Here is a 26,372-nt window from a genome sequence, read left to right as displayed (position 1 = left end):
AATCATCATGGGGCACCCACCACTGGAAACTCCGAGTGTCGATTACGAGATGCTGATTGAGTCTCAGGTGAAAGGCTTTAGATCAACTGTCACGCTTTCTGCAAACTAACCGCTACAATGCCTAATTCTCAATTCATCCGTCGAACCTTGCCGTTAGCAACCTTTGAGCAACTGCGTTTTACCCTATTACAACACGTTGCTCAAAATCAAGGGGAAACATCTGTCACGATTGCAGAAGATATTCTCGCCTCTGTAGAAATTCTTCAAAGCCAGCGGACGAGGCGGTTTGCAGTCGTGGTGTCCCAAAGGTTTAGCGCGTTGCTGACGGGAATTCCCAGCGCCGCTACCTCGGCGCTAGGCTGGGAAAATCCTCAAATGACGCTTTATCAAATCGAGGTGAGCTTTGAGGAATCAACTATCGCCGCTTTTTTATCTCATCTGCGGAAGGTTCTGCAAAACCAACCCCAGGTGCTCAGCCTAATCGAACAAGCTGAGGGCATCCTCAGCCCCAATGATGGGAAAATTCAAAGTGAGTTTACGCTGCAATTACTGAACATTCTCGCCCCAGACACCAGCAGCTTTCCTGCCCCACAGATGGAATACGCTTATTCCGTCTGTCAGCCGGTAGAAGAGGCGCTAAGCCAGCAAATTGAACAGGAACGGGTTTTAAATCAAGTCACGGCTCAAATCCGCCAAAGCTTGGAGTTACCTGTCATTTTAGAAACGGCTGTTGAGAAGGTACGAAGTTTTTTGCAAGTTGATCGGTTGGTGATCTATCAATTTGATAGTTATAACAGTGTCCCGCAAAAGCAGAGAAGCACAGAAGGCGAAGCTCACCCCCTCAAAAGCCAAAGCAAAGACTCGCACCGGATAGAACAGAACATCCCAGACGGCAGCGGTTCGATTACCTACGAAGCGAGAGCATCCGATAGTATCTCTTCTGTACTGCACTGGCGTGAGAAAGAGCAGTGTTTTGTGGGGGTACGCCATTTGCGAGATAAATATCGTAAGGGCTTCACTCAGGCAATCGAAGATATTGAAACAACTTATGTATTTTCTCCGTGCTTATTAAATTTCCTACGAGAAGCGCAGGTAAAAGCGAAGTTGGTGACAGCCATTGTCGTTGGCGGCGAATTGTGGGGCTTACTCATCGCCCAGCAGTGCTTTGAACCGCGCCGGTGGCAAGAAAATGAACAAGATTTTCTTAAACAAATTGCCGAACATTTAGCGATTGCGATTTACCAAGCTCAACTTTATGCTGAGTTGCAACAGCAAAAACAAACCTTAGAAGATCGGGTAAGCGAGCGTACTCAAGCCCTGTATGATGCGCTAATTGCTGCTCAAGCAGCCAGCCGCGCCAAAAGTGAATTTTTGGCAACGATGAGCCATGAGTTGCGGACGCCTCTAACTTGTGTGATTGGGATGTCGGGGACGCTGTTGCGCTGGTCTTTTGGGCAGTTAAATCAGAAGCAGCGGAGCTATTTGCAAACGATTCACGACAGCGGAGAGCATTTGCTGCATCTGATTAATGATATTCTCGACTTGTCTCAAGTAGAGGCCGGCAAGACGGTTTTGAATATCAGTGAGTTGTCCCTTTCTCAACTCGCTGAGCAAAGTTTGGAAGCCCTAAAAGAACAAGCTGCCAAAAATGGAGTTGAACTCAAAAGTGAGTTAAGACTCGAGCCGAGTCAGGATCTGTTTATTGCAGATGAGCGGCGCTTAAAACAAATTCTCAACAATCTTTTGAGCAATGCGGTTAAGTTTACGCCTGAAGGGGGAGGAGTGACGCTGCGAATTTGGCTTGACAGCAATGCCGCCTTGTTTCAGGTTGAGGACACCGGCATTGGGATTTCTGAGAATCAGCGCCCTCTACTTTTTCAGAAATTTCAGCAGTTAGATACCTCTTACCAGCGTAAATATGGTGGCACCGGCTTGGGTTTGGCGCTTACTAAACAGTTGGTCGAACTTCATGGCGGCTGGGTTGAAGTAGAATCTACCCTTAATGTTGGCTCGACCTTTACAGTCTGGTTGCCGGCTCAGCCTTTGAGGGTGCCTAGCTCAACGGTTAATCAAGATGGGTTGTCTGTCAATTCTGAAAATCTACAGGGGCGCATCGTTTTGGTTGAAGACGATGATGACACGGCGACAAGCATCTGCGACACCCTGACAGCGGCGGGATATCAGGTGGTGTGGATGATTGAAGGTTCCACCGCTATCGAGCAAATAGAGGTCTTGCAGCCCACTGCGGTGATTATTGATATGGAATTGCCCGGTATGGACGGCTATGAAATTATCTATCATTTGCGCCAATCACCGGCGATGCAACAGATTAAGGTTTTGGTGTTGAAGGAGAAGGCGAGAACCGATAACCAAGAATACTGCCTCGCTGCCGGTGCGGATGATTATTTGGTCAAACCCATACAGCCGGCTCATTTATTGCAAAAAATTGCTACTCTGACGGCTTCTCAGGCTTAATCCCGTCTACTTGCTGCTGAATTATGAGAGAATGTTGTAGAAGTTAATAAATTTTTGTTACATTAGCTTTAAGGTGAAGGGCAATATGGAGATGGTGTCTGCACGGCTAAATCGATTGATCCGCTTCTTGCAAGAAGAATTGACCCTGCCGGCCAATGCAATCAAGCTGGCTGTACGAGAGTGCGAACAAAGCTCAAACGTTCTGCCCATCGTACTTTGGCAGTATGGACTGGTAACGATAGAACAATTAGAGCGAATCTTTGACTGGTTAGAAATTGCTTAATCTCTTACTGGAGAGGGATTAAAATTAAGAATTAAAAATTAAACAATAGAAATGGTAAGTTACATTTTTTTAATTTTTAATTCAGCTTTGAGAGGTTGTTCTGCTAACTGCGATAAGAGCGGGTAAAGCCGCTCATTTTTATGGGCCAGTTAGCTAAAAATAAGTTGCCTATCCCTTAAAATTTTGGCAACCACCCCACCCCAACGATTTCTCAATCTTCAATCAAAGGAACACTGACATCCATGAGTATTAAAGACAAGCCACAACCCCCTCGGTCTCGACAGATCGGCAATATTTTATTACTGGTATCGGGGTTGTTTTTGCTGGCAAACATATTTGTGCCGCAATTCTTTGGCCCCAAAATTCCACAGGTGCCCTACAGCTTATTTATCGATCAGGTAGAAGACGGAGAAGTTGCGCGAGTTTCTGTCGGTCAAAATCAAATCCGCTACCAGCTGAAAGCGGAAGGCGACCAACCGCCGGCGGTGTTAGCGACAACTCCGGTACTGGATTTAGAATTGCCCAAACGGCTTGAAGAAAAAGGCGTTGAATTTGCCGCCACGCCGCCGCCCAAAAATGGCTGGTTTAGCAATATTTTAGGTTGGGTGGTTCCGCCACTGATTTTTGTTGCGATTTGGCAGTTTTTCATCGGTCGCAATGGTGGCCCGCAAGGCGCACTTTCAATTAATAAAAGCAAGGCGAAAGTTTATGTCGAAGGTGAATCTGCAAAAATTACCTTTGCTGATGTGGCCGGCGTAGAAGAAGCCAAAACAGAGTTAGTTGAAATTGTTGAATTCCTAAAAACTCCCCAACGCTTTACCCAAATTGGGGCACGAATTCCCAAGGGTGTGCTGTTGGTTGGCCCTCCAGGGACGGGTAAAACTTTGCTAGCGAAAGCGGTGGCAGGGGAAGCCGGCGTGCCTTTCTTCAGCATCTCTGGATCTGAATTTGTCGAACTGTTTGTCGGTGCCGGCGCGGCGCGTGTGCGTGATTTATTTGAGCAGGCGAAAAAGAAAGCACCCTGCATTGTCTTTATCGATGAACTTGATGCGATTGGTAAATCCCGTAGCAGTTCTGGTATGTACGGCGGCAACGATGAGCGAGAACAAACGTTAAACCAGTTGCTCACAGAAATGGATGGTTTCTCTGCCGGCGATGCAACGGTCATCGTTTTGGCTGCAACGAACCGTCCGGAAACCCTTGACCCTGCGTTGTTACGTCCAGGCCGGTTTGACCGGCAAGTATTGGTAGATCGTCCAGATTTATCGGGTCGCTTGGCCATCTTAAATATCTATGGCCAGAAGGTGAAATTAGGGCCAGATATCGATCTCAAGGCCATTGCCACTCGCACACCTGGGTTTGCCGGCGCAGACTTGGCAAATTTGGTGAATGAAGCCGCTTTGCTTGCTGCACGTAATCGCCGCGAAACCGTATCACAAGCAGATTTTGCTGAAGCCGTTGAACGCGTTGTTGCCGGTTTAGAGAAGAAAAGCCGCGTCCTCAACGAAAAAGAGAAAAAGATTGTTGCCTATCATGAAGTGGGTCACGCCTTAGTCGGTGCCTTAATGCCAGGTGGCAATAAAGTTGCGAAAATCTCCATTGTGCCGCGTGGAATGGCAGCTTTAGGCTATACCCTGCAACTGCCAACGGAAGATCGCTTCTTAATGGATGAAGCAGAATTGCGCGGTCAAATTGCCACACTTTTAGGTGGACGTTCCGCAGAAGAAGTTGTCTTTGGCAGCATCACCACAGGTGCCTCTAATGACTTGCAACGCGCCACTGACTTAGCAGAACGGATGGTAACCGCTTACGGGATGAGCAAGGTTCTTGGCCCTCTGGCTTATGATAAGGGGCAGCAAACGAGCTTCCTAGGAGAGGGTGCAATGAACCCCCGCCGTATGGTGAGCGATGAAACCGCAAAAGCCATTGATCACGAAGTCAAGGAAATTGTGGAAAGTGCCCACGAGCACGCTGTCAATATCTTGAAAAACAATCGGGATTTACTGGAGACAATTGCCTCTCAAATCTTAGAAACCGAGGTAATTGAAGGCGAGATTCTGCAAGATTTGTTGAATCAAGTTCGTTCTCCTGAATCTGCTGATGGCAAGGTGCCGATTAGCGTTTAAGTTATTTGATTGCTAAGAGTACAGAGCCGGCATTGCCGGCTCTGTTTTTTTGGAGGTAATTTTTGTTTGCAATTTATTATTCTCATGTTTATAAAAAAAATCTTTCTCAAGGCACATTGATTTTAGCTAAAGCTTGAATAACATATCAGAGAATACAAAAACTTTTGAACAAAGGAATGAGAAAATGATTAACTCTAATCGAGGTTTTCAAATATTTAGTCGCACAATTGTGACTACAGTGTTAGCTGGGTTATTCTGGTTATTCAGCTTGCCGGCTTTCTCAGCTTGGGCAATGCCGAATCTTAATTTTGACAGCAATATTTACTATGCAGATGGGGCACACACCGCCTTGCAACCCAAGGAAGATTTGACTCAGGGAGACTCTGCGGTTTCTCAAGCAAGGGGTCAACGAATTGATGCGGTTGAAGAATGCAAACAGTCCCTGAATAAAAGTAATAAAAATACAGTTGCTAAGCCAGATAAACCCCTGGATAAAATGGGAAATGACCGGCTTGCCGGCGCACTAAAAGGAAACAGTGATCAAACAACGGTAGCAGAAGTCGAGTTTAAGCGCTGCCTCGAAGAAAAAGGAGTCGCACCTCAGCCGTAAGATCATTCGGGTGCGTGACTCACGCACCCGACGAAGCTTTTTAAGAGGAATTTAGAGAAATCTTGAATTTCCTAACAATCACTTTCTAGAAAACTTAATCAACTGCCAAACTAAAAATCTTTCAAAACCATCTGTGTGTATCTGTGGTTTATAAAAAAACAGAAAATACGGTAAGATATAAAAATATTTGCCGCTAATTGTTGCCATGTCTGCTAATTTTGTAAAGCCCATAGAATTACTCAATCGAGGACTAATTGTGTCCTGCCAAGCACCGGCAGACTCGCCCTTACACGATCCTCAAGTCATTGCAGCAATGGCGCAAGCCGCGATCAATCAAGGCGCTGCCGGCATCCGAATTGATACTCCTGCACACGTTAAAGCAGTGCGAGAACGTTTAGGTGCCGGCATTCCAATCATCGGATTGTGGAAGCAACAAGTGCCGGGATATGACGTTTATATTACGCCCCTATTTGAACACGCAGCAGCAATTGCAGATGCCGGCGCAGATATTATTGCCATTGACGCCACCCTAAGAAATCGCCCAGAAGTGGTGGGTGAATTAATTTACCGGATTAACAAAGAGTTAAACGTGCCGGTGATGGCAGATGTGGATGCAATTGAAGCAGCCATCGCCGCAGCAGATGCCGGCGCAGGCATTGTAGGAACGACACTTTATGGTTACACCGGCATCACTCAAAACCAAACGCCCCCAGCATTTAACTTGCTTGCTGAAATTGTAGAAAAGGTGAGAATCCCGGCAATTTGTGAAGGCGGAATTGCATCGCCAGAAATGGCGAAACAAGCCCTTGATTTAGGTGCTTATGCTGTCGTGGTTGGCACAGCAATCACCGGCATTGATCTCCAGGTTAAAGCGTATAAATCAGCCTTATTTAACCTAAACTAACCTGATCTGCTGATATCTGCCGGCACCCGCGCAATCATCTGCGTTTATCTGCATCCATCTGCGGTTAAAAAATCAACTTGTCAAAGCTTCAGGACTCGTAACCCGTCGCTTCAAAAGCACCATATCAGTCCCGATAACCGGACTCCGGGCAACCACAACACTTTGAGAGTCCAAAATTTTCAACCGGCTAAAATCTAAATCCTTAGCCCGCTGTAACATTTCCTTCGCCAACTTATCTTGACGTCCATTCTTCAGGGTGTACCAATCATCACTAACTTTTACCACCAAAAGACTGCCCTGAAAATTCGCTTCTACAGACTGAATTAACCCGTCTGCATATTGAGTGGTAACGTCCGTAACTTGCTCCTGAATCGAGGCGATTAAGCGCTGTTCCGGCGTTAATTCTGGTACGGGTTCTGGGGCAGGTTCCACCGGCACCGGCGCTGAGGGTGCGCTCAATTCTGGGGGTGTGGGGACGCCTCCGGTGGGAAGTTTGGCAACTTCTGGGGGTTTTTCGGAGAATAGGGCAGATCCCGTCCAAATGACCAGCGCCAGAAGTCCCGCTATCGTGCTGGTTAAACCCCAGTTGGGCAATTTTTGACTCAGGGATGCCGGTAAAAAAGAGCGAATCGTATCCAGCACAACCACCCAGCCATTCCAAAGGCTGAGGAGTACGGGGCGCAGTTTATCGAACACAGAAGGCTGAGGCTGCGCTGGGGGGGGTGCCTCCAGTTTTGCCACCGCCTTTTCTAACACCCCGATTGTGCCCCGCAGCGTTTTAATGCTGAGCGTTTTGACTAACGATGGCTTCTGGGGTGGCAACCCTGTTGCTGCCGGTGCGCCTGAAGCTTGGGGCGCAGGCGTTTGAGGTTGAGGTTGTGCTGACTCTGGGGGGTTTGGCTGATTTTCGGTCATGTGATCTCCCTTTTTTCAATCCCGTTGAGGGATTCAAGGAATCGCTTTCCCTGTTTTCACCCCTCATTTTATGGGCATTCTAGGACAAAAATCACATGGGCGCACCGGGCAACTGAAGTAGCAGAGTGATACCGGCATCCCCAGAAAACTCTTTTATGCCGGTTTCTATCACCGGGTAAATCGTTCAAAAATCAAGCGTTCAATCCCTGATAGGGATTCAAGTGGATTTCAGGCGCTATCACCGGCTCACTTTCCCGGCACGGTAAGCCCACAGAAAGTAAAATCGAATATCTTAGCCGTTTGTCTTCCTGTGAAGTCTAGCCAACTATGAGCATTACACGCCGTCAGTTTTTAATTTTAACCAGTCTCACCGGCTTTGGGTTAACTGCGCTGGGCAAAACCCTTGGGGGACACACTGCCCAAAGTGCGGCTGGCTATGCCATTGCTGCCAATGCAGAAGAAGCGGCGACAATCGCCTCTCTACGCCTCAGCCGGCCAATTTTTCGCTTTGTTTCCCTGGCAGACACCGGCACCGGCACACGCGGACAATATGCGGTTGCTGAGGCGATGACTCGCTACCATCAGCAACACCCGTTTGATTTAGCGATTCTTGCCGGCGACAATATTTACAATAGTGGTGAAATTGAAAAAATTGAGGCTGTTTTCGAGAAACCCTATCAGCCATTGCTGGATGCAGGAGTGAAATTTCAAGCCTGTCTTGGCAACCACGATATTGCCACCGATAATGGCAACCCCCAAGTGAAATATGCCGGTTTCAATATGTCAGGGCGCTACTATACATTTCGCCGCGATTCCATCCAATTTTTTGCATTAGACACCAATTACAATGCAGATTGGAAAACCCAACTTCCCTGGTTAGAAAAAGAACTGAGCAGCAGCGATGCCCCTTGGAAAATTGTCTTCGGTCATCATCCCGTTTATTCTGCCGGCCTACATGGAGCTAGCAAGCAATTAAAGCAAATCTTAACGCCTTTGTTTGAAAAATATAACGTCCGTCTTTACATCAACGGCCATGATCACAATTATGAACGCACACGGACTATTAAAGGCACAACTTATTTAACTTGCGGTGCCGGCGCAGGAACCAGGCCGGTTGGTCATTCTGAAGTAACGGCCCATTCTGTTAGTAAGCTAAGTTTTGCTGCAATTGATATCTATCCCACTCACATTTTGCTCAGTGGGATAGATAAAAATAATCAAATTTTCGACCAAGGGGTAATTTTCTTGAAACCGATTTAAACTTGGGCATCTTATTAAATTTAGCTTTTAAACTCTTCACTTTTATAAATCAATCAATAAAAATTTAAATAATAAATAAATATTTATTGATTGTTCTTTTGATCTCGCATAATTTCTCATTTTATAGTAATCATAAATAAGTTGTAAACAAGCAAAAAATATAAAAAAACTGGGCTAAAGGCAAGATGCCCGCAAATGTTATAACGTTTTATTTAGAATTGCTCTATGCGAATTCTATGAACGTGGATGATTTCTTGAATCTATAAAAATAAGTTTTGAGGTAGTTGACTTAAAAATCAATCTACTTTATAATAGCTGATGACTTAAAAATCATTAGTCATTTTTGTCTCGTTCCATAGGTGTCTATAGAGGTTGTTTGTGAGCGGCAATAAGGTAGTAAAACCTTTCTTGAAGTGGGCTGGAGGTAAAAGACAACTATTACCAGAAATTTTAAAATATGTTCCTAAAAAAAGTTTAAGCAAACATACATACTATGAACCTTTTATAGGGGGTGGAGCATTATTTTTTGAACTTCAACCCAAAAAAGCTGTTATTAATGATAGCAACTGGGAACTAATTAACTGCTATCAAGTTGTGAAAGATTTATTAGATGAGCTGATTGAACAATTAACAGTTTATAAGAATAATAATAGTGAGCATTACTATTATGATGTTAGAGATTTAGATCGGTCAACTAAAAAATATCAAAGTCTATCACCAGTAGAAAAGGCTGCTCGAATTATATTCTTGAATAAAACTTGTTACAATGGATTATTTAGAGTTAATTCTCAAGGCCAATTTAATGTTCCATTTGGTAAATACAAAAATCCCAATATTTTAGATGATGCAGTTTTAAAAGCTGTCAGTAATTACTTAAACACAAATCAAGTAAAACTTTTGAACACGGATTTTGAAGAAGCCGTTAAAACTGCTAAGAAGGGAGATTTTGTATATTTAGATCCACCCTACGATCCGGTATCAGATACAGCTTCTTTTACTGGCTATGATGTTAATGGTTTTAATAGAGAAGAACAGAAGCGATTAAAGAGAGTTTTCGACGAATTAACTAACCGAGGTTGCCAGGTTATGCTAAGTAACTCTTGTACGGATTTTATCAAAGAATTGTACAAAGATTATCAAGATAATTTTAAAATAGTAAGGGCTACAAGAAATATTAATTCTAATGCTTTAAAAAGAGGAGTTGTTGAGGAAATTTTAGTTCTTAACTATAACCCCTAATGAAGCTAAAAATGACTAAGAATGATGAATCTTGGAAAAAACTGTTTGAGCAATACAATATTTTAGAGGAAGTCAGTAAAAATGGTTTATTTAAAATCCGCGCAGCCCAAATCAATGAAGAAAGAGAAAGCAGATTGATGGCTAAGTTTGATCATCATGTTAACTTGCCAGAAATCTTTAGAGAACACAAACTTTCAATTCTACCAATATCTCGTAACGAATATGTTATTGGTCATTTTGATTCCTACTGTTCTGTGGAATACAATAAGGAAACTGAAGTAATACCTGTTAATTTGCCAGAGAATATAGAAAGCATTGATTATACAAATTTATACTCAGAAAGTTCTGCCTTGCATTGTGCATTTAATATAGGAATTATTGATAATTTGATAGAGGATGGCGAAAGCACTCATTACACTGTTTCAGGAAGAATGTCTACAGATTCTTTTGAATTTAGTATTGGAAATTTAAATAATGCTAATCAACCTTATACAATTGAGGTAAAAAATTCTCAGTGTGAAATAGATGGGGGGTTTGAGAGCAAAAACTATTTTTTATTAATAGAAGCTAAAAAGTCTATGATTGATGATTTTTTAATTCGACAACTTTACTATCCCTATAGGCTATGGTCACAAAAAATCAGCAAACCAGTCATCCCCATACTGATGACCTATTCTAATGACACTTATACTTTCTTTATTTATGAATTTAAAAATCCTCAAGATTATAATTCTTTGATTCTAGTTAGCCAAAAGAATTATACGATAGCCCATGAAGAAATACAACGAGAAGATGTTTCTATCCTTTTTGAGAATATTCAATTAGTAGCAGAACCAAAAAATATTTCAATTCCGCAAGCAGATATATTTGAAAAAGTTGTTGACTTATTATCATTATTAGTTGACAAAGATTTAACTAAAGATGAGATTACAGAAAACTATCAATTTGATAGGAGACAGACGGATTATTACACTCATGCAAGTAGATATTTAGGATTGATAAAAAAGTATAAAGATCCTGTAACTAAAAAAATATGTTTTAAGTTAACGAATGAAGCAAAATCTATTTTAAGAAAAAGACATAAATTAAAATATCTTGATTTTATGAAAAAAATTTTAGAACATGAAATTTTTTATCGATGCTTTGAATTAAGTATAAAGAACGGTGGAATTCCATCAAAAGAGCAAATTTGTGAAATCATGTCGCGAAGCAATTTAGGTATCAACCCAGGCACTCAAGGAAGACGTGCCTCTACTGTTCGAGGATGGATAGAATGGATTTGGGCACAAATTTAAGATTAGCCGGTGCGAATTTAACTCAAATTCGCACCGGCTAACTTATCACATTTTGCTCAGCGATCCCAATAGGGAAAACCAAATTTTCGATCAAGGAATTATTTTATTAAACAGCTAAGGGGAATTCAGCACTGCCATCCATTCCGCGTAATACCCCAGTTCGGGCAGCAAGGGTCGTCACAACTTCGACTAACTCATCTAGATTGACCGGCTTAGCTATGTGGGCATCATAACCGGCTGAGAGTGCCTCTCTGCTATCCTCATCCCTGACATATCCACTCATCGCAATAGCTGGAATGTTTCCACCTCGCTCAGCATCAAGAGTCCTAATTTTGGCGATCAGAGCGTAGCCGTCTTCTTCAGGCAGCTTAATATCGCTGATTAAGATATCTGCCTTAAAAAATTTCAGTGCTTGTAGGGCTTCACTGGCTGAATTTGCCGCGATCAGTTCTGCTCCGTCTGCTTCAAAGAGAAACGTGAGTAAAGATATCGTATCAGGGTCGTCATCCACAACGAGCAACCGCAGACCGTCCAGCAATAGATAATCATTAAGCATGGATGGATCTCCCGTGTACGCAAGAGCTTGTTTTAGGAAAGGAACAAACGACCGTTGCTACTACAAGAGCCGTTAACGCCTATTTCTACATCCTTAAACAATAAAGTCCCCTGCCTGACGTTGTCAGTACGCTCTCGCACATAAGCGGGAATTTAACCGAAATTTCTTAAGAATTTAACCTTGCTCAAGATTCAATAGCCGCGCAAACTCGCTCTGGATCACTTGATAACATTCGCAAGCCGTTGCTTCCAAGTTCTCTTGGTTAAGGATATTAATCTTACCGCGTTTGTAGGAGATAATTCCCGCCTGTTGAAGGGTGCCGGCTGCCACCGTCACACCGGAGCGACGTGTCCCTAGCATTTGCGAGATATATTCTTGCGTGAGCGGCAACTCGTCCGATTGTAGCCGGTGCTGGACTAGCAGCAGCCACCGGGAGAGTCGTTCCTCTAGGGTATGAAGCCGGTTGCAAGCAGCAGTCTGTGACACAAAACTCAACAGCGCTTGTGAGTATCGCAGCAGCAAAGTTTGCAGCACACCTCCCCGTTCAAATTCACTTTTCAGCAGGCTTGCCTTAAGCCGCATCCCATAGCCGGCAACTTGCACAAGAGCTAGGTTCGTCGTTTTCATGCCTCCCAAAATTACGGGAATACCGACCATTCCTTCCGCTCCAACTATTCCAACTTCGACAGTTGAGCCATCTTCCATCGCGTAAAGCAAAGAAACCACTCCTTGAGTGGGAAAATACACAAATTCGATGAGTTCGTTAGGGTTATACAGCACTTGGTGGTTGTTGAGTTCAACTTTTTCCAAGTAAGGAACCAGGCGTTGGTACTCTTCAGCCGGCAGCGCTGCAAGCAGTTGATTTCCCGCTCTTCCGGAATCTTTAGATACAGGCATAGCTCTCTTGACCAAATGATTATAAAAAAAGTGATGACATCAGCAACGCAATACAGAAACCGCTGCTTATGTCAGAAACGATTTTGCAGAAAAAAGACTAAACTTCCTTTTATTCAATTCAATCGTAACAGATTAAGTTTGCATTTCGTCTATATAATTTAGCTGCTTTATCTGTGCGGTATCGTACAGATGGGGATAAGCAGACTTAACTACCAAACTTATTAATTTAGAAGTTTCTATTGAAAATTTTTGCTAGCCTAATTGTGACTGATTGAAGAAAAAATAACGCTTGTACCAAGTTGCTCGATAAACGCTCAATGTTGCGCTCGCTTTCCCCAGGTTTTCGCCAGTCAAATGCTTATTTTAATAAGAAGTCACAAGAACCTCAGCAATCTTTCCGCGCTTATTCCCTTTTGAGTTAATCGCCCTTGCCGCTGATATCGTGTGAATCTTGAAATCTTTATACAGTTCTCGAATAAACAAACAATCTGAATTAGACAGCATCACACTTACGCCCAAACTTACCAATTTTGTAATAATATCTTTCAATTTAATTTGGTCTGCTTCAGTAAAAGCATGGCGACTGTAGGCGGTAAAATTACTGGTTGGGCTTAAAGGATAATAGGGCGGATCAAAATAAACAAAGTCTTTGCCTGTTTTGGCAAAATTCAGAACAGCATCGAAAGGTCTGACTTCGATTTGAGCAGTTTTCAGTGCGACTGAAACCGAGCGCAGCAACTCGGCATTACAAATGGTTGGATTTTTGTAGTTTCCAATCGGAACATTAAGCGCGCCCTTAGAATTTTCTCGATAAAGACCGTTAAAACAAGTTTTATTGAGATAAATGAAACGAGCCGCCCTTTCTACTTCTGAAGTGCCGGCACGCGAACGCACCTGATAATAATATTCTTTGTGATGTTTTAAGTGATGGTTTTCTAAAAGTAAGATAACTGCCTCGACCAGATCTCTTACACAGCGATAGGCATTAATTAATTCTGGATTAATATCTGTTAAAATAGAGTGGGCCGACAACAGGTGAAAAAAAACAGCCCCACCGCCCAAAAAGGGTTCATAATAAGTTTTAAATTCGGTTGGAAAATAAGGAATATACTGCTGAATCAGCTTACCTTTACCCCCAGCCCATTTTAAAAACGGACGGGGAGAGACTGTTTTTAAATCTTGCATTAACATAAGCGATAAAAATAGAAACAGGCAGCAGCTAAGACATTTACAGTTAACAAAAAGAGCATGAGCTTACCGCGTCCAGAACAATTTTCCGGTTGCCTGATCGGCCAGTGTCTTGGAGACGCGACCGGCTGCCGAGTCGAAGGCTATGCCCCCGAAGCTTGTCAGAATTATGTTAAATATGAACTGAGCATCAAGCAACCAGGGGAGAGAGATCGCTTCCCCTATCCCTTCGGTCAGTATACCGACGACTCGCAACTGGCAAGGGAACTCCTGCAAAGCTATGTTACCTGCGGCAGATTCGATCCCGACGATTATGCCTGCCGCATCGCTGCAATTTTCACAGAAAATCGAATTGTTGGACGCGGTAGAGCAACGGAAAAAGCGGCACTGCGGCTGGCACAAGGTGTCCCTTGGCAAGATGCCGGCACTCCAGCACCTGATGCCGGCAATGGCAGCGCCATGAGAGCGGCACCCATTGGGTTAATCTTTTGTGATGATCCCCAACAGATGATTCAAGCGGCACATGACCAAGGACGTATCACCCATCAAGACGTGCGTTGCTCTGCCGGCGCAGTGGCAGTCGCTGGTGCGGTTGCGCTTGGGCTTCAGGGATCTAGTATGGAACCGAAGCCATTTTTATCTCAATTAAGCCAGTGGGTCAGCGAAATAGACCTGACCTTCGCAGCGAGTATAAAAGAACTAATATTGTGGATACCACAACCGCCGGCAGAAGCCGTAAAATTTGTCTCCACAGCCGGCTTACCAACCGACTATACATCTGATTGGCGGGGCATATCCCCGTTTGTTGTTGGCAGCGTATTGTGGAGCTTGTATTCTTTCCTCAAAACGCCAGCAAACTACTGGCAAACTATCTGCACCGCTATCGCAGTCGGTGGGGATGTTGATACCACGGCAGCAATGGCAGGTGCGATGAGTGGTGCCTACCTTGGACTTGCCGCCATTCCTCAAGAACTAGGAAGCCGGCTCAACGATAGGGGATCTTGGCGATATGCTGAACTTGTCGAACTTGCAAACAAATGTTACCAGTTAAAGAACACTGACTCTTAGCCGCTCGTGTTAGCCGCTCTTAAATATGGTCGCATTTGATGATTTTTGGACAAACGTCACTCGTTACCCCCGATACTTTGTCACCATCATCCTGGGGATATTTTTCTTCTTGTTTGAATGGTTGAAACCGTTTATAAAGCGACCTGTCACGGCAGTTGCCCTAATAGCGTTATTGGTGTCAGGTGCAATCTTTATCAGTTTGACCCTGCGAGCCATGCTGGGGCTGAGTCCAGTCTAGACTAGAGGTTAGCACTCAGAGGTTTTTGCCTTTTGTCATTCCTCCTGTGTCTTTTGCCGGCAGGCAAATAACCCATAACCGATCACAACTGACATCAGGTAACTGACAAAAAGCAAAAGCGCATACTGCATTAAAAAGGTTGAAATTATGGCTACCGATCGTCGAGTTTCCCGCGTGGCTTCCCAAATCAAACGCGAAGTTAGCCTGATGTTGCTAAACGATATTAAAGATGACCGCGTGGGTGCCGGCATGGTCACCGTTACAGATGTTGACGTTTCCGGCGACCTGCAACACGCTAAAATCTTCGTCAGCATCTACGGCAGCATAGAGGCACGGGCTGAAACAATGGCCGGCTTGAAGTCTGCAACCGGCTTTGTCCGTAGCGAACTGGGCCATAGAGTCCGCCTACGCCGCACGCCAGAAGTCGTGTTTTTAGAAGATCGCTCTTTAGAACGGGGAGATCGCATCCTATCGCTGATTAATCAGATCAGTGGTGATCGCAAACCCGACGATCTTTCAGAAACCAACGGCGATGAAGGCAACAAGCTTTCAGAAAGCAACGGTGATGAAGGCAACGATTTTTCAGAAACCGAAGGCGACGAAGACTTCTATACTATCTCGGCAGAAGAGGATTGACAGATTTGGCGAATTTTGATTCCAAAGCAGCGCTGCCTGACGTGAAAACCCTCTCCTTAGAGGAACAGGTGGCTCAAATGTTCGTAATTCGGGCGTCTGGCTACCTGTTTGATCACCAAATTCGTTATCCGGAATGGGAACCAACGGCAGCCAACCTCAAACACTTGATCGCCAACCTCGGTGTCGGAGGTGTGCTGTTGCCGGTGGGGAACAGCGGCGATCTGATTTTACGAACTCAACAGCTGCAATCTTGGTCTAAAATTCCCTTGCTGCTTGCCTCTGATATCGAAGAAGGCACGGGCCAACGGTTTGACGGGGCCACTTGGTTTCCGCCACCGATGGCCCTCGGTGCCATTGCCGGCAAAGACCCGGTTAAAGCGGAAGGCTACGCCGAAGCAATGGGAGCATTCACCGCTCAAGAAGCAGTCGCTCTCGGCTTTAACTGGGTGCTTGCGCCGGTGGTGGATGTGAACAATAATCCCGACAACCCGGTGATTAATGTCCGCTCATTTGGTGAAACACCGGCAACGGTAAGCCGGCTGGCAAGTGCGTTTATTCGCGGTGCTCATCAGTGGCCGGTTTTAACCACCGCCAAGCATTTTCCCGGACACGGCGACACAGCCGTTGATTCCCATCTAGAACTGCCGGTGTTGCCCCACAGCAGCGATAGACTCGCAGAAATTGAATTACCGCCCTTTACCGCTGCCATAGCTGCCGATGTCGATGCAGTCATGAGCGCTCATTTGGTGATTAAATGCTGGGACGCTGAGAAACCGGCCACTCTGTCCCATCAAATTTTGACCGGCCAGTTGCGAGAAAAGCTGGGATTTAATGGCTTAATTGTCACCGACGCCTTGGTAATGGGTGCCATCGCCAATGAATATGGCCCGAATGAAGCCCCGATTTTAGCGTTAGAAGCCGGTGCCGATATTCTGCTGATGCCGCTTGATCCCGCGAATGCGATCAAAGCTGTATGTGATGCCGTTGCAGCCGGTCGCATTTCCCCAGAACGAATTCGCGCCTCCGTCGAGCGAATTTGGCAAGCCAAGCGGAAAATTTACGAACAATCCGCACAAAATTATTCCACCACTCAGGATGCAGCGCTCAGTCTCCTCGCCACACCGGCAGCCCAAAATGCTGCTGCCAGTATCTTGCAGGATTCAATGCAAGCCGGTGGCTCTTTGCCTTTGCCGGTTGACAAAAAGGACAATCTACAGAACCTCATCATCCTTGATGACATCCTTCTCAGCGATGTGTTGGGCCACCACGCGCCGGCAATCGACTTCCCCAAACAACTTGGCTATCAACTCCAAATCTGTGACCGCAACAGCAATTTTCTGCTCAAAAATTTAGCGGCAGGCAACTTGCACCCCACATTGCTGCAAATCTTTATTCGTGGCAATCCCTTCCGCAGCAGCGCCCAGGTAAGTGAGGCAGCACTCGCTTGGTTTAAAAAATTATTAAAAACTGGGGAACTACAGGCATTAGTGGTTTACGGTAGTCCTTATGTATTAAAGCAGCTCTCAGCGGATCTACCGAAAGAAATAACTTACGTGTTTTCCTACGGACAAACGCTTCCCGCCCAAGCACTCGCGCTAGAAACCTTGTTTGGTACTTCCTTTTCTCTCTCCCAAACTTTCTGATCTGGCGGAGACGACATTCAAATCTTTGTAATTTACATAATCCTTAGCGTTGACCGGCAGTGGGAAAAGCTTGTCGATTCATGCCTAGCGGCAGGAGGAACACCCAGCTCTACCAAAGCGAAAATTTTATCAACGCTTCAGGCAGCGGCAGAATGACGGTATTGTAAGGGATACAACCACATCAGCCCGCTTACCCAACTTCAGATCTGGGAAATTCTTAATAATTATTTAACCTAATTCCGGGGGACTTAGCGTGACAATAGAAAGGATTCAGTATACCTAGATACAAATTTACGTTTAATATATCAAGTAGGGAGTTTTACCTCCTGTTACGAGATATTTCATCTCCCCTTAGTGGTTTTCACGGTCTACCCCGGCTAGTTTGTAAATCAAGATTGAAAGGATTAATATGAATTTGTCTACCGTTCGATACTCCATCGATGTCATAAAAGATGAAGCTCGGCAGCTCGTGAGTAAAGGCATCGTTAGCCGCCAGCAACCCATTTACAGTCTGTGTCAGTATATACCGGCGCGTGAGTGGGCCTGCGTAGAAAACGAGTTAGAAAGATGCAACTTCTTACTAAGAGACCGGATTGGCGACCTCATGGGTCGTGAAGTCTGGGACAACGATTAAATTATTAAATCGGCGCTGCGGTGCCTCAAAGACTTGTTTGTCGGTTGAAAAACCGCCCGTAATATAGGCATTGTGAGTGCTCGATTGGATACCTAACGAGCACTTTATGTTTTTAAGGGGATTTAAGGTTACACTCTGGCAACCGGCACCCTTCACCCGTTAGAGTCTGAAGACTTGAGATTCTCCAGCTCAGCTCGAAGCGCCGCAAGTTGTGCCGTTAGCGCTTCAACATCTGCCTGAACATCAGGATCGGCAACCGACTCGGCGCTTGTCGTAACGGTGGCATCTCCTGCCGCCGTTGTTTCGCTGTTTGCCGATTGAGCCTGTTGAGTCCAGAGAGTATCCACGAAGTTTCGGGCTTCCAGCTCAGTCACCGCGCCTTTGTCCGCCCACTCCTCCGTTAGTTTACCGAAATCTGATTGCATCTTAGAAAGATTTTCATCGCGTTTTTCGGAGTCTTGCAGACTTTCAACGAAGGCACTTGTAGCGCCCAAGGTGACGCGAAATCCTTTTTGCAGTAAATCAGTTAAATTATCTGGGTTCATTCGTTAAAAATCGCTTCAAAACGATTGGAACACAATACAGCTAATGATGTCGCCTCGGCTACTCACTGGCGTTAGTGGTGTCCAAGGGTGCCGGCACATCCCCATCCCTCGATCCTTGACGCGTGCTGAAGATTTAACCTACTTGTTCCAAAAACTGGTTAACATCCTCAAGGGTGCGAGTTAGTTCAGCTTCAGTCGTCAAGCGAATACGCTCATCGCGCAGCGTAATTAAAACTTTCGCAGCAAATGGACTGGGCCAAATGTTCGGGTTGCAGAAAATTTCTAAAAACACCTCGCCGGTGTGCTGGTATTCCATCGGTTTCTGAGGGCTAGGTTTACCGCCACCCCCCACGGCTGTTTTATTTGCCACAGCTCTGAGTTTAACCATCAATTCTGCCAGTGCCCCTTGCAACTCTCGCGCCGCTTGGGGGCTAAAGCTAAAGGAGACAGAACCTTCAATGAGATTCAGTTTTAGTTGGGAAACAGACATGGGCTATCAAATTTAACATCCTGCTCTTAATGCTAAAAGATAGCGTCACATTAGGGAAAGCATTTTTGAAATTTTTGGGAAGCCGGTGAGCGCAATTGATTAATTGTGTCAGTTAAATCTCTCTCTATCTGCAACTTATAAACATTAAAAGCCTTGCCCCACAACAAATTGAAGCCTTTTTAACTATTAAGCTCTAAACTAAATGACATAGAACTTAATAGTGAATTAGACAAATTTATGTTACTAGATAACCGCGCGAAAGTTCGCCAAGTTTTGCTCATTACCCTGCTGCTGAATTTAGTCGTGTTGGTGATCAAAGCAGGGGTGGGATTCCTCACCGGCTCTCTTAGCTTACTAGCCGATGCTCTGCATAGTGTCACCGACAGCGCCAACAATATATTAGGACTGGTGACCAACCAACTAGCCTCTCCCCACCCAGATCGGGATCACCCTTACGGACATCAGAAATTTGACGCTGTGGGAGCACTAGGAATTGCCGCATTTCTAGGCATTGCCTGCTTTGAAATTTTAAAAGGGGGAGTTGACCGGCTGCTCAACGGGGGCAAGCCGGTGAACATTTCTCCCTCAGAACTGTGGTTGCTGTTACTTGTGCTAGGCATCAATATTTTTGTCACCTATTATGAGCGCAATGTCGGGCAGCGCATTGGCAGCAGTATTTTGATTGCAGACGCCAAACACACCATGAGTGATGTTTGGGTGACAATTCTCGTTATTGCCGGTTTAATCGGCGTCTGGCAGGGGCTAATGTGGCTCGATATTCTGCTGGCGTTTCCGGTCGCGCTGTTAGTATTTCGCAGTGGCTGGCAAGTGATTAAAGACAATTTACCCTGGCTGGTTGATGAAATGGCAATTGCCCCTGAAGCCATTCATGCAATGGTGATCCAAGTACCGGGAGTGATTAACTGTCACGAAATTGCTTCTCGTGGCATTGTAGGCCGGCAGGTGTTTATTGAAATGCACATGATTGTAGATGCCGAGGATGTGGAAACCGCTCACCAAATCACAGAAGAAGTAGAAACTCGCCTGCAAGAACGCTACAACCCGGTGCGAGTTATGATTCATATCGAGCCGCCGGCTTACCAGTCTGAAAATATCACCTACAAATCTGAATCTGAGACAAATTAGTTGCCGACAGTTGAGGAAAATTCCCCAAAGTTTTCCACAGAAAGGGGTAGTTTTCCACAGATTTATGGGTAGTTTTCCACAAAAGTTAATAGGAAGGTTAAGAGCAAACTTCCTAATCATTAATTCGACTTTAACCGGCTCAGCCGTGCCGGTAGCCCCTTCTCTCAAGCAAGACTTCTGCGTTTCAATCCAAACTTATATCAAGGCAGAGACAGCGAGATCAGAAGAAGGGATAGACATCAGCTGCGACTCCGCTAAGTTTTCCTGTTGAGATGCGGAGATTGAGTTGGGGGAAGTGAAACGGAGGGTAATCAACCCAACCTACATCTGCTGTTGAGATGCGGAGGTTGGGTTGGGTTTCTACCTCTCGCCCTCTACTCCCATTCGATGGTTCCAGGCGGCTTAGAAGTAATATCGTAAACCACGCGGTTTACGCCTTTAACCTCATTAACAATTCGGTTAGAAAGCGTTTCCAGTAGATCGTAAGGCACACGTGACCAGTCAGCCGTCATGCCATCTTCACTAGAAATTAATCGCAAAACGATTGGGTAAGCATAGGTGCGCTGATCGCCCATAACACCGACACTGCGAATTGGTAACAGCACCGCAAAAGCCTGCCAGAATTCGTGATACAATCCCCGCTGATTAATTTCTTGGCGGACAACGTAATCTGCATCTCGCAAAATATTTAACCGTTCCGCCGTCACTTCACCCAAAATGCGAATGGCTAAACCTGGGCCGGGGAAAGGATGCCGGCGCACAATTTCTTCGGGTAAGCCAATTGATCGCCCAACTTTCCGTACTTCATCCTTAAACAGTTTCCGCAGCGGTTCAACTAATTTAAAGCGCAAATCTTTTGGCAAACCGCCGACATTGTGATGACTCTTAATTTTCACCGCGACTCGTTCGCCCGTTTTGGGATCAACGTTCGTATCAGCAGACTCAATCACATCTGGATACAGAGTGCCTTGTGCCAAATAATCAAAAGGGCCGAGGCGTTTAGACTCTTCTTCAAATACCTGAATAAATTCGTGCCCAATTATCTTGCGTTTTTTCTCTGGATCGGTGACACCGGCAATTTGTGAAAGGAAACGCTCACGGGCATTCACATACTCTACATCAATGTGAAATTGCTCTTTGAACAGCTTCACCAACCGTTCTGGCTCATACTTACGCATAAAGCCTTGATCGATGAACATACAAGTGAGCTGATCTCCAATTGCCCGGTGCAGCAAGAAAGCCAGGGTGGATGAATCAACGCCTCCCGATAGCGCCAGCAGCACTCGTTTATCGCCTACTTTTGCCTGAATTTCTCGAATGGCTTCTTCAACAAACGCTTCTGTTGTCCAAGTCGGTTCGCACTCGCAGATATGATAAACAAAGTTGCGAATTAAAGCCAAACCGCCAATGGAATGTACCACCTCTGGATGGAACTGCACGCCGTAAAACTTTTGATCATGGTGGGCGACGGCAGCACAGGATGTATTGCCGGTGTGAGCGAGCACTTTGAACCCATCTGGCAGTTTTGTCACAGAATCTCCATGACTCATCCACATGGTGGTGCCATCATCCACATTGGTTAGTAAATCTGTGGGATCGTCAATTAATAAGGAGGCTTTTCCATATTCAGCTCGTTTGGCACGCTCAACTTCGCCGCCTAACTGCTGCACCATTAATTGCATTCCGTAGCAGACACCAAGCACCGGCACGCCCAAATTCCAAATTTCTGGGTCACAATGGGGGGCACCGGCATCATAAACAGAACTTGGTCCCCCAGAAAGAATAATTCCTTTAGGATTCAACCGGCGCAACTGTTCAGCGGTGGTGCGGTAAGATAAAACTTCTGAATAAACTTGCGTCTCCCGAATGCGGCGGGCGATTAATTCCGAATACTGAGAACCAAAGTCCAGAATTACGAGCATCTGGCGATTTACAAACGCTTCTTCTTCCATCTCTCCTGAAGAGAGCGCCTCTGAGGGTTCTTGGGTTTGTGTATGCAGGGTCATGCTGATTTTAGACTTTAGATGCGTGGATTTTGGATGGAATCAACAATCAGCAATCAACCCTTCGCTTGCCGGCATTTAGCCATGAATACTTAAGGCTGATGGCATCTTGTGAATTGCTTATCTATAGAGTTCATTCTATGGATTTAAACTACACTAACAAAATTTTGCTAGTAATGAAGCACCTAAATCGCTTTTAACAATGATTTGACGTTTGCGATCAAACATAACGGAACCGACGAGAACGCCGGCTTCTGTATGATTGCGGATGTAATTCTGTGAACGCTGGTCAATTTTTTGGGCAATTGCGCGATAAACTAAGCTGACCCAATCAGTGCCGGCAGCTTGATCCAACGTGCGGAGATATTGCAGCGCGTCTTCTGCGGTGGCACACTTAAAAATTGCTTGTAAATCCTGCGCCGGCAATCCTAAATTCCCACAATGAGCGCAAAGAATCTCTAGGCGTCCGTCAGCTAAGTGGTGGTGGGTATGAAAGATTCCACCGGCTAGTTTAATCAGTTTGCCGTGATAGCCAAATAATAAGAGCGATTGCAGTCCCACTGTGCCGGCAACCGCTAGAATTGGCCCTAACCAGTTGGCCGTCTTCACCAGTTGTTCTGGATTAACGCCTAAGTTCTTGGCTAAATCTAATCCATTTTCTCCGACACAGAGCACTAACTCATTAAAATTGCCAGCTTTTTGTCGCAGTTCTTCGCAGTAGGCATCAAGTTGTCCGGGAGCACTTAAAGGTTGAGAGATAGCGGAGGTTCCCAGCAGCGAGAGTCCTTCGATTACGCCAAAGGCTTCATTTGAGGTGCGGGTGGCAAGCTGCCGGCCTTCTGGCAAAATAATCGTGACGGTAATTTTTTCCTCGGCTTGCAAATGCCGGCTCAGGTTTTCTTGTAGCAAACGCCGCGCATAGGCATAAATTGCCGGTTGCTCATTAGCGTTCATTTGCCTGCCAATTCCTTCGCCTCCTTGGATAGTGATTTGTGATTCGGAATCACTAAGATTTTGTTGAGAAGAGTTCTGCCGGTTTTGGAATTCAACCATTGCCCAAATCGGCGTGTTGCGTGTTAAGTCAAGATTATCTCCGGGATCGCTGCGGGTAATAGCTAAGGCCATGCCTTCTTTAATACCGGCAACCTGTTCAATCGAAATTTCTACTGTTTCAGCCGGCTCAATTAAATCGACTGATACTGACGGGATCGGTTGCAAAGCGTTTTTAAGCCGGTGTAATGCAGCGAGGGCAGCCGCGCAAGCAAACACCGGCAGCGTATATCCAGAGCGGGGTTTAGAAAGATTCATCAGGCAATTATGATAATTTCAGCAAGACAGAGCAATAAATTTATATTAATAATTGAAATATATTTCTCCTATTTATCTGGTTGTTAAAATTGCTTTGCGCCGGCTGGGAAAAGACAAGTTAGAATTAGGGGCAGTGCGAAACAGAACGCTTTGATGACATCAGAAAGTTTTTCTGGTTTGAGCAGCAGATACGTCAACTGAGACACTCTCTGATTATCCCCTGCCATTGCCGGTTCACCTTAAGTAGTAGCGCTCTCTTCAGATTCGACTGCTTTGCTTCATATAATTTTCAATTCGTGGCAGAAATTCCCTCGATTTTCCAATTGTCAAACTCTGCCGATTTGGTATTTCAATCACGTAAATAGGCATCGTTGCGGTTTGTCTTAGTCAGCTTGGCTTTACTGCTGTTTTCGCTACAGGATTCTTTGGCATCCAATTATTCCACACATCAATCCCTTAGGAAATTCCTGCCCAATGTTCCTCAACCCCTATCAGAATTTCTTGTAGGCGATGTTTCATACCAAATCCGGTTATTATAAGGTACATATATAATTGCAAGAAAAAGGCAGTCAAAACCGATGCCCAAACAAGCCAACCTAGTGAATCATTTGGATGTGAGTGAACTCAAACAAAACTATCTCATGAGCCAAGACCCAGTAGAAGCAAGGAGGTGGCACGTGCTATGGAAAGTCGCCTTGGGATGGACGATAAAAAATAGTGCAAGAGCCGTAGGATTAGGCTATCAATATGCAAAAAAGATTGTCAAGAACTATAACGAACTAGGAGCAGAAGGAGTCAAGAACCAACGGAAGAAAAACCAAAAGCATCGACAAAGTGGAAATAGAAGTTTGGTTCTTTGACGAACATAGAGTCGGGTTGAAACCAATACTGAGAAAGGTATGGGCTTTGGTAGGGTCAAGATCGAAAGCCGTGGTAGAGCATCGATATGAATGGGTATATGTATATGGATTCGTGGAGCCAAAAAGCGGAAGAACATATTGGTATTTAATTCCAAGAGTCAATACAAAATGGTTAAACCTAGTCTGGGAAACCTTTGCACAGGAAGTCGGAGCTTCAACCGAGAAAATAATACTTTTAGTGCAGGATAGAGCGGGATGGCATTAGAGTAAAAAAGTCAAATTACCAATAGGAATTGTGACAGAATTTTTGCCCCCCTACTCACCGGAATTACAACCAGCAGAAAGGTTATGGCCATTAGTAGATGAGCCGCTGGTCAACCAACACTTTGAAAGTATTGAAGAGTTGGAAGAGGTGTTAGCCAAAAGATGTTGCGTTCTTCAGGAACAGATTAGAGAGGAAATCAAAAATTTAACGAATTATCATTGGCTTAAATACGACAAGTTATTAGTATCTTAAATAAACCGGATTTGGTATCAATATCAAGTTAGAGATTCTAGAAGCCTAATCAGGCATTTCACGCTGGTGTTTTGCGCCTACACATTTATCTTATGGCCCACCTTAACGGGAGGCTTAAGAAGGCGTTGGGCAAACAAACCTTTAAACACTTTTATAGAGGCATTAGAGGCATTCCGCACAGCCATGTCTTTCCGATTTGTGGAGTGGCTCACAAAGCGGCTTTGGACTTGATTTGGGCTTGATTTTTGTTTAAGTCCCGTTAAGGGCAACTCGATTAATTGACTTATTGCGAATTTTAGTACTTGAAATTATTGAAGTTTCGGTGCACTTCTCAATAAGATTTGTATTTTTCGAGCTACCCTTAACTCTATTCCTTATGAGGCAAGATACATTCTTCTATCCGGAAAAGATCGACTAGAAAGTAAAGGTCATAGTTACCCTGGTCACCACCATCAACATTGATAACAACGTTGTACTCATTGTCTCCATGCTTCCCTATAACTTTTGGCGCACCCCATTCTAGGAGGTCTGGCTTATAGTCAAAGAATACTCTTGCCTTATAACCCACCTTATCGTCGCCCAATCCAAATACCGCAGCAATTCCCTCTGGTAGCCAGCCTATATATATTTCTCGCGCCCATTCTGGCATGACATGACTGTCTCCTGATTCACCAACAAGACCAAGTGCTTGTTCAAATTTCTTTTCAATTTCTTCAAAGACTTTTCTAACCTTGCCTTCTGCTTCCTCGGGTGTTCCGTAATCGTATTCCCATGCAGTAACACCAAGAACTATTGGTGGCTTAATTTTATGCACCGTGTCTACGATATATGATGCTTCAAATCCATTTTCGCCACCATCTACATCTTCATAAGGACCAAAGCCTACAGTATTCGATCCGTTTGACCCAGCAACTCCAATTATGAAATAAGGTTCATCTGAGTTTGAGCCTTGGTCCCACTCCGACTCTGACTTGCAATGAAAGCCAACGAATCGCACACGAACTACTATTTCTTCCTTACATTGGGGTCCATGTAATTGAAATTTTAATGTTCCCCCAGCATATCTACGCTCAGCAGTCCGTTCATTATCATTAAACTGAACTTCATTAAGAGGAAAACCTAAAGAGCCTCTAAAACTTTTATTTTTGAGGTAAAGTGAGTCGATAGCTGCTATCTGTGCTTGTTTGAAGACGGATTGCTCGGAAGATCCTGTTCTATTAAAAAGCTCTCGTACAGAGGTGATCCCCAGGTCTTTCATTATTTTTGATAGATGAACTTCAGTCATTTCTTCCTCCTATTGATAGTTAAATTCATGGTATTAGGATGCTGCTCCCTGCTAAATCTTGTCTTTATCTTCAGAATGAACAACCTTATAGTGCTTGAAATAAAGGTCATCCGCTCCAGAACCTAGATTGTCAATTATCACTACTGTCTTCATTCTGCTAAATGTAAACAGAACATAGTCACAACTGAGGATGGAAATAGGATAGAAGCGATTTAGTGTTGTTTCAGCTCCTATTTTTATAGCAGGTTTAA

General features: G+C 44.7%; 25 protein-coding genes and 1 pseudogene. 17 read left to right on the top strand and 9 right to left on the bottom strand.

All coding sequences use genetic code 11. From position 1 onward, the window contains the following. Nucleotides 1–117 precede the first annotated feature (117 nt). The 5 genes from H6F56_RS01780 (at nt 118) to H6F56_RS01760 (ending at nt 6,398) form a co-directional block, all read left to right on the top strand. Nucleotides 118–2,475: a GAF domain-containing hybrid sensor histidine kinase/response regulator gene (locus tag H6F56_RS01780; RefSeq protein ID WP_190665111.1), complete on the top strand. Its 2,358-nt coding sequence runs from the start codon at nt 118–120 to the stop codon at nt 2,473–2,475. Between the two features lie 85 nt (nt 2,476–2,560). Then, the gene (locus H6F56_RS01775) at nt 2,561–2,758 is read left to right on the top strand and encodes a DUF2949 domain-containing protein (RefSeq protein WP_309236421.1); all 198 of its coding nucleotides are present in this window, start codon (nt 2,561–2,563) and stop codon (nt 2,756–2,758) included. 242 nt (nt 2,759–3,000) lie between these two features. After that, nucleotides 3,001–4,884 carry an ATP-dependent zinc metalloprotease FtsH4 gene (gene ftsH4, locus H6F56_RS01770; RefSeq protein WP_190665108.1) on the top strand — a complete coding sequence of 628 codons (1,884 nt, stop codon included), beginning with the start codon at nt 3,001–3,003 and terminating at the stop codon, nt 4,882–4,884. A gap of 184 nt (nt 4,885–5,068) precedes the next feature. Beyond that, complete coding sequence (locus H6F56_RS01765; protein ID WP_190665106.1) at nt 5,069–5,494, top strand: hypothetical protein; 426 nt, start codon at nt 5,069–5,071, stop codon at nt 5,492–5,494. A gap of 205 nt (nt 5,495–5,699) precedes the next feature. Beyond that, entirely contained in the window at nt 5,700–6,398 is a 699-nt protein-coding gene (locus tag H6F56_RS01760; RefSeq protein WP_190665105.1) for an N-acetylmannosamine-6-phosphate 2-epimerase, read from the top strand. Between the two features lie 72 nt (nt 6,399–6,470). On the opposite strand, the gene H6F56_RS01755 is transcribed toward H6F56_RS01760, so the two are convergent. Continuing rightward, a complete protein-coding gene (locus tag H6F56_RS01755; RefSeq protein ID WP_199312526.1) occupies nt 6,471–7,313 on the bottom strand; it encodes a hypothetical protein in 843 nt (280 codons plus the stop codon). Nucleotides 7,314–7,640: 327 nt separating this feature from the next. Between H6F56_RS01755 and H6F56_RS01750 the strand changes: the two genes are divergently transcribed. The 3 genes from H6F56_RS01750 (at nt 7,641) to H6F56_RS01740 (ending at nt 11,107) form a co-directional block, all read left to right on the top strand. Further along, on the top strand, nt 7,641–8,573 hold the full coding sequence (locus H6F56_RS01750; RefSeq protein WP_190665103.1) for a metallophosphoesterase: 933 nt from the start codon (nt 7,641–7,643) through the stop codon (nt 8,571–8,573). 378 nt (nt 8,574–8,951) lie between these two features. Then, entirely contained in the window at nt 8,952–9,812 is an 861-nt protein-coding gene (locus H6F56_RS01745) for a DNA adenine methylase (RefSeq protein ID WP_190665101.1), read from the top strand. 11 nt (nt 9,813–9,823) lie between these two features. Further along, a complete protein-coding gene (locus H6F56_RS01740; protein WP_190665100.1) occupies nt 9,824–11,107 on the top strand; it encodes a type II restriction enzyme in 1,284 nt (427 codons plus the stop codon). A gap of 106 nt (nt 11,108–11,213) precedes the next feature. On the opposite strand, the gene H6F56_RS01735 is transcribed toward H6F56_RS01740, so the two are convergent. From H6F56_RS01735 to H6F56_RS01725, 3 genes are all read right to left on the bottom strand, one after another. Then, nucleotides 11,214–11,663: a response regulator gene (locus tag H6F56_RS01735; protein WP_190665098.1), complete on the bottom strand. Its 450-nt coding sequence runs from the start codon at nt 11,661–11,663 to the stop codon at nt 11,214–11,216. 174 nt (nt 11,664–11,837) lie between these two features. Beyond that, on the bottom strand, nt 11,838–12,560 hold the full coding sequence (locus H6F56_RS01730; RefSeq protein WP_190665096.1) for a Crp/Fnr family transcriptional regulator: 723 nt from the start codon (nt 12,558–12,560) through the stop codon (nt 11,838–11,840). Nucleotides 12,561–12,923: 363 nt separating this feature from the next. Continuing rightward, a complete protein-coding gene (locus tag H6F56_RS01725) occupies nt 12,924–13,745 on the bottom strand; it encodes a DNA adenine methylase (protein ID WP_242031825.1) in 822 nt (273 codons plus the stop codon). A 63-nt stretch (nt 13,746–13,808) separates the two neighbouring features. Here H6F56_RS01725 and H6F56_RS01720 point away from each other — a divergent pair, with 63 nt between their 5' ends. From H6F56_RS01720 to H6F56_RS01700, 5 genes are all read left to right on the top strand, one after another. Next, the gene (locus H6F56_RS01720; protein ID WP_190665093.1) at nt 13,809–14,816 is read left to right on the top strand and encodes an ADP-ribosylglycohydrolase family protein; all 1,008 of its coding nucleotides are present in this window, start codon (nt 13,809–13,811) and stop codon (nt 14,814–14,816) included. A gap of 25 nt (nt 14,817–14,841) precedes the next feature. After that, nucleotides 14,842–15,054, top strand: coding sequence for a DUF751 family protein (locus H6F56_RS01715; protein ID WP_190665092.1), 213 nt, complete (start codon nt 14,842–14,844; stop codon nt 15,052–15,054). Nucleotides 15,055–15,201: 147 nt separating this feature from the next. Next, nucleotides 15,202–15,690, top strand: a complete 489-nt coding sequence (gene rbfA / locus H6F56_RS01710; RefSeq protein ID WP_190665091.1) for a 30S ribosome-binding factor RbfA — start codon at nt 15,202–15,204, stop codon at nt 15,688–15,690. Nucleotides 15,691–15,767: 77 nt separating this feature from the next. Continuing rightward, entirely contained in the window at nt 15,768–17,333 is a 1,566-nt protein-coding gene (locus tag H6F56_RS01705; RefSeq protein WP_190665255.1) for a glycoside hydrolase family 3 N-terminal domain-containing protein, read from the top strand. A 409-nt stretch (nt 17,334–17,742) separates the two neighbouring features. Further along, the gene (locus H6F56_RS01700) at nt 17,743–17,967 is read left to right on the top strand and encodes a DUF4327 family protein (protein WP_190665090.1); all 225 of its coding nucleotides are present in this window, start codon (nt 17,743–17,745) and stop codon (nt 17,965–17,967) included. Between the two features lie 152 nt (nt 17,968–18,119). Here H6F56_RS01700 and H6F56_RS01695 read toward each other — a convergent pair whose 3' ends face one another. Next, a complete protein-coding gene (locus tag H6F56_RS01695; protein WP_190665088.1) occupies nt 18,120–18,512 on the bottom strand; it encodes a hypothetical protein in 393 nt (130 codons plus the stop codon). A 133-nt stretch (nt 18,513–18,645) separates the two neighbouring features. Continuing rightward, nucleotides 18,646–19,002: a hypothetical protein gene (locus H6F56_RS01690; RefSeq protein ID WP_190665087.1), complete on the bottom strand. Its 357-nt coding sequence runs from the start codon at nt 19,000–19,002 to the stop codon at nt 18,646–18,648. Nucleotides 19,003–19,239: 237 nt separating this feature from the next. On the opposite strand from H6F56_RS01690, the gene H6F56_RS01685 reads away from it, so the two are divergent. Further along, nucleotides 19,240–20,148, top strand: coding sequence for a cation diffusion facilitator family transporter (locus H6F56_RS01685; protein WP_190665085.1), 909 nt, complete (start codon nt 19,240–19,242; stop codon nt 20,146–20,148). A gap of 374 nt (nt 20,149–20,522) precedes the next feature. Here H6F56_RS01685 and guaA read toward each other — a convergent pair whose 3' ends face one another. Further along, a complete protein-coding gene (guaA, locus tag H6F56_RS01680) occupies nt 20,523–22,100 on the bottom strand; it encodes a glutamine-hydrolyzing GMP synthase (RefSeq protein ID WP_242031834.1) in 1,578 nt (525 codons plus the stop codon). A 207-nt stretch (nt 22,101–22,307) separates the two neighbouring features. Beyond that, nucleotides 22,308–23,459, bottom strand: coding sequence for a cobalt-precorrin-5B (C(1))-methyltransferase CbiD (gene cbiD / locus H6F56_RS01675; RefSeq protein ID WP_190665083.1), 1,152 nt, complete (start codon nt 23,457–23,459; stop codon nt 22,308–22,310). A 578-nt stretch (nt 23,460–24,037) separates the two neighbouring features. Between cbiD and H6F56_RS25685 the strand changes: the two genes are divergently transcribed. From H6F56_RS25685 to H6F56_RS01665, 3 genes and pseudogenes are all read left to right on the top strand, one after another. After that, the gene (locus tag H6F56_RS25685; protein WP_199312524.1) at nt 24,038–24,319 is read left to right on the top strand and encodes a helix-turn-helix domain-containing protein; all 282 of its coding nucleotides are present in this window, start codon (nt 24,038–24,040) and stop codon (nt 24,317–24,319) included. 295 nt (nt 24,320–24,614) lie between these two features. After that, on the top strand, nt 24,615–24,836 hold the full coding sequence (locus tag H6F56_RS25675) for a hypothetical protein (protein ID WP_199312522.1): 222 nt from the start codon (nt 24,615–24,617) through the stop codon (nt 24,834–24,836). Nucleotides 24,837–24,854: 18 nt separating this feature from the next. Then, nucleotides 24,855–25,067: pseudogene (locus H6F56_RS01665) on the top strand (IS701 family transposase); the annotation flags it as partial. A gap of 136 nt (nt 25,068–25,203) precedes the next feature. Here the strand turns inward: H6F56_RS01665 and H6F56_RS01660 are convergent. Continuing rightward, a complete protein-coding gene (locus H6F56_RS01660) occupies nt 25,204–26,121 on the bottom strand; it encodes a hypothetical protein (RefSeq protein ID WP_190665081.1) in 918 nt (305 codons plus the stop codon). Between the last annotated feature and the right edge of the window lie 251 nt (nt 26,122–26,372).

The sequence above is a fragment of the Microcoleus sp. FACHB-672 genome (assembly GCF_014695725.1).
In the GTDB taxonomy this organism is placed as follows: Bacteria; Cyanobacteriota; Cyanobacteriia; order Cyanobacteriales; family Oscillatoriaceae; genus FACHB-68.
The sequence above is the reverse complement of the archived record's forward strand: the minus strand, read 5'-3'. Positions and strand labels throughout refer to the sequence as shown.

Bases quoted from the DNA above. Each gene is read 5' to 3' on its own strand.
- H6F56_RS01780 (WP_190665111.1), top strand. From the start codon at position 118: ATGCCTAATTCTCAATTCATCCGTCGAACCTTGCCGTTAGCAACCTTT.
- H6F56_RS01775 (WP_309236421.1), top strand. From the start codon at position 2,561: ATGGAGATGGTGTCTGCACGGCTAAATCGATTGATCCGCTTCTTGCAA.
- ftsH4 (WP_190665108.1), top strand. From the start codon at position 3,001: ATGAGTATTAAAGACAAGCCACAACCCCCTCGGTCTCGACAGATCGGC.
- H6F56_RS01765 (WP_190665106.1), top strand. From the start codon at position 5,069: ATGATTAACTCTAATCGAGGTTTTCAAATATTTAGTCGCACAATTGTG.
- H6F56_RS01760 (WP_190665105.1), top strand. From the start codon at position 5,700: ATGTCTGCTAATTTTGTAAAGCCCATAGAATTACTCAATCGAGGACTA.
- H6F56_RS01755 (WP_199312526.1), bottom strand. From the start codon at position 7,313: ATGACCGAAAATCAGCCAAACCCCCCAGAGTCAGCACAACCTCAACCT.
- H6F56_RS01750 (WP_190665103.1), top strand. From the start codon at position 7,641: ATGAGCATTACACGCCGTCAGTTTTTAATTTTAACCAGTCTCACCGGC.
- H6F56_RS01740 (WP_190665100.1), top strand. From the start codon at position 9,824: ATGACTAAGAATGATGAATCTTGGAAAAAACTGTTTGAGCAATACAAT.
- H6F56_RS01735 (WP_190665098.1), bottom strand. From the start codon at position 11,663: ATGCTTAATGATTATCTATTGCTGGACGGTCTGCGGTTGCTCGTTGTG.
- H6F56_RS01730 (WP_190665096.1), bottom strand. From the start codon at position 12,560: ATGCCTGTATCTAAAGATTCCGGAAGAGCGGGAAATCAACTGCTTGCA.
- H6F56_RS01725 (WP_242031825.1), bottom strand. From the start codon at position 13,745: ATGCAAGATTTAAAAACAGTCTCTCCCCGTCCGTTTTTAAAATGGGCT.
- H6F56_RS01720 (WP_190665093.1), top strand. From the start codon at position 13,809: ATGAGCTTACCGCGTCCAGAACAATTTTCCGGTTGCCTGATCGGCCAG.
- H6F56_RS01715 (WP_190665092.1), top strand. From the start codon at position 14,842: ATGGTCGCATTTGATGATTTTTGGACAAACGTCACTCGTTACCCCCGA.
- rbfA (WP_190665091.1), top strand. From the start codon at position 15,202: ATGGCTACCGATCGTCGAGTTTCCCGCGTGGCTTCCCAAATCAAACGC.
- H6F56_RS01705 (WP_190665255.1), top strand. From the start codon at position 15,768: ATGTTCGTAATTCGGGCGTCTGGCTACCTGTTTGATCACCAAATTCGT.
- H6F56_RS01700 (WP_190665090.1), top strand. From the start codon at position 17,743: ATGAATTTGTCTACCGTTCGATACTCCATCGATGTCATAAAAGATGAA.
- H6F56_RS01695 (WP_190665088.1), bottom strand. From the start codon at position 18,512: ATGAACCCAGATAATTTAACTGATTTACTGCAAAAAGGATTTCGCGTC.
- H6F56_RS01690 (WP_190665087.1), bottom strand. From the start codon at position 19,002: ATGTCTGTTTCCCAACTAAAACTGAATCTCATTGAAGGTTCTGTCTCC.
- H6F56_RS01685 (WP_190665085.1), top strand. From the start codon at position 19,240: ATGTTACTAGATAACCGCGCGAAAGTTCGCCAAGTTTTGCTCATTACC.
- guaA (WP_242031834.1), bottom strand. From the start codon at position 22,100: ATGGAAGAAGAAGCGTTTGTAAATCGCCAGATGCTCGTAATTCTGGAC.
- cbiD (WP_190665083.1), bottom strand. From the start codon at position 23,459: ATGAATCTTTCTAAACCCCGCTCTGGATATACGCTGCCGGTGTTTGCT.
- H6F56_RS25685 (WP_199312524.1), top strand. From the start codon at position 24,038: ATGCCCAAACAAGCCAACCTAGTGAATCATTTGGATGTGAGTGAACTC.
- H6F56_RS01660 (WP_190665081.1), bottom strand. From the start codon at position 26,121: ATGACTGAAGTTCATCTATCAAAAATAATGAAAGACCTGGGGATCACC.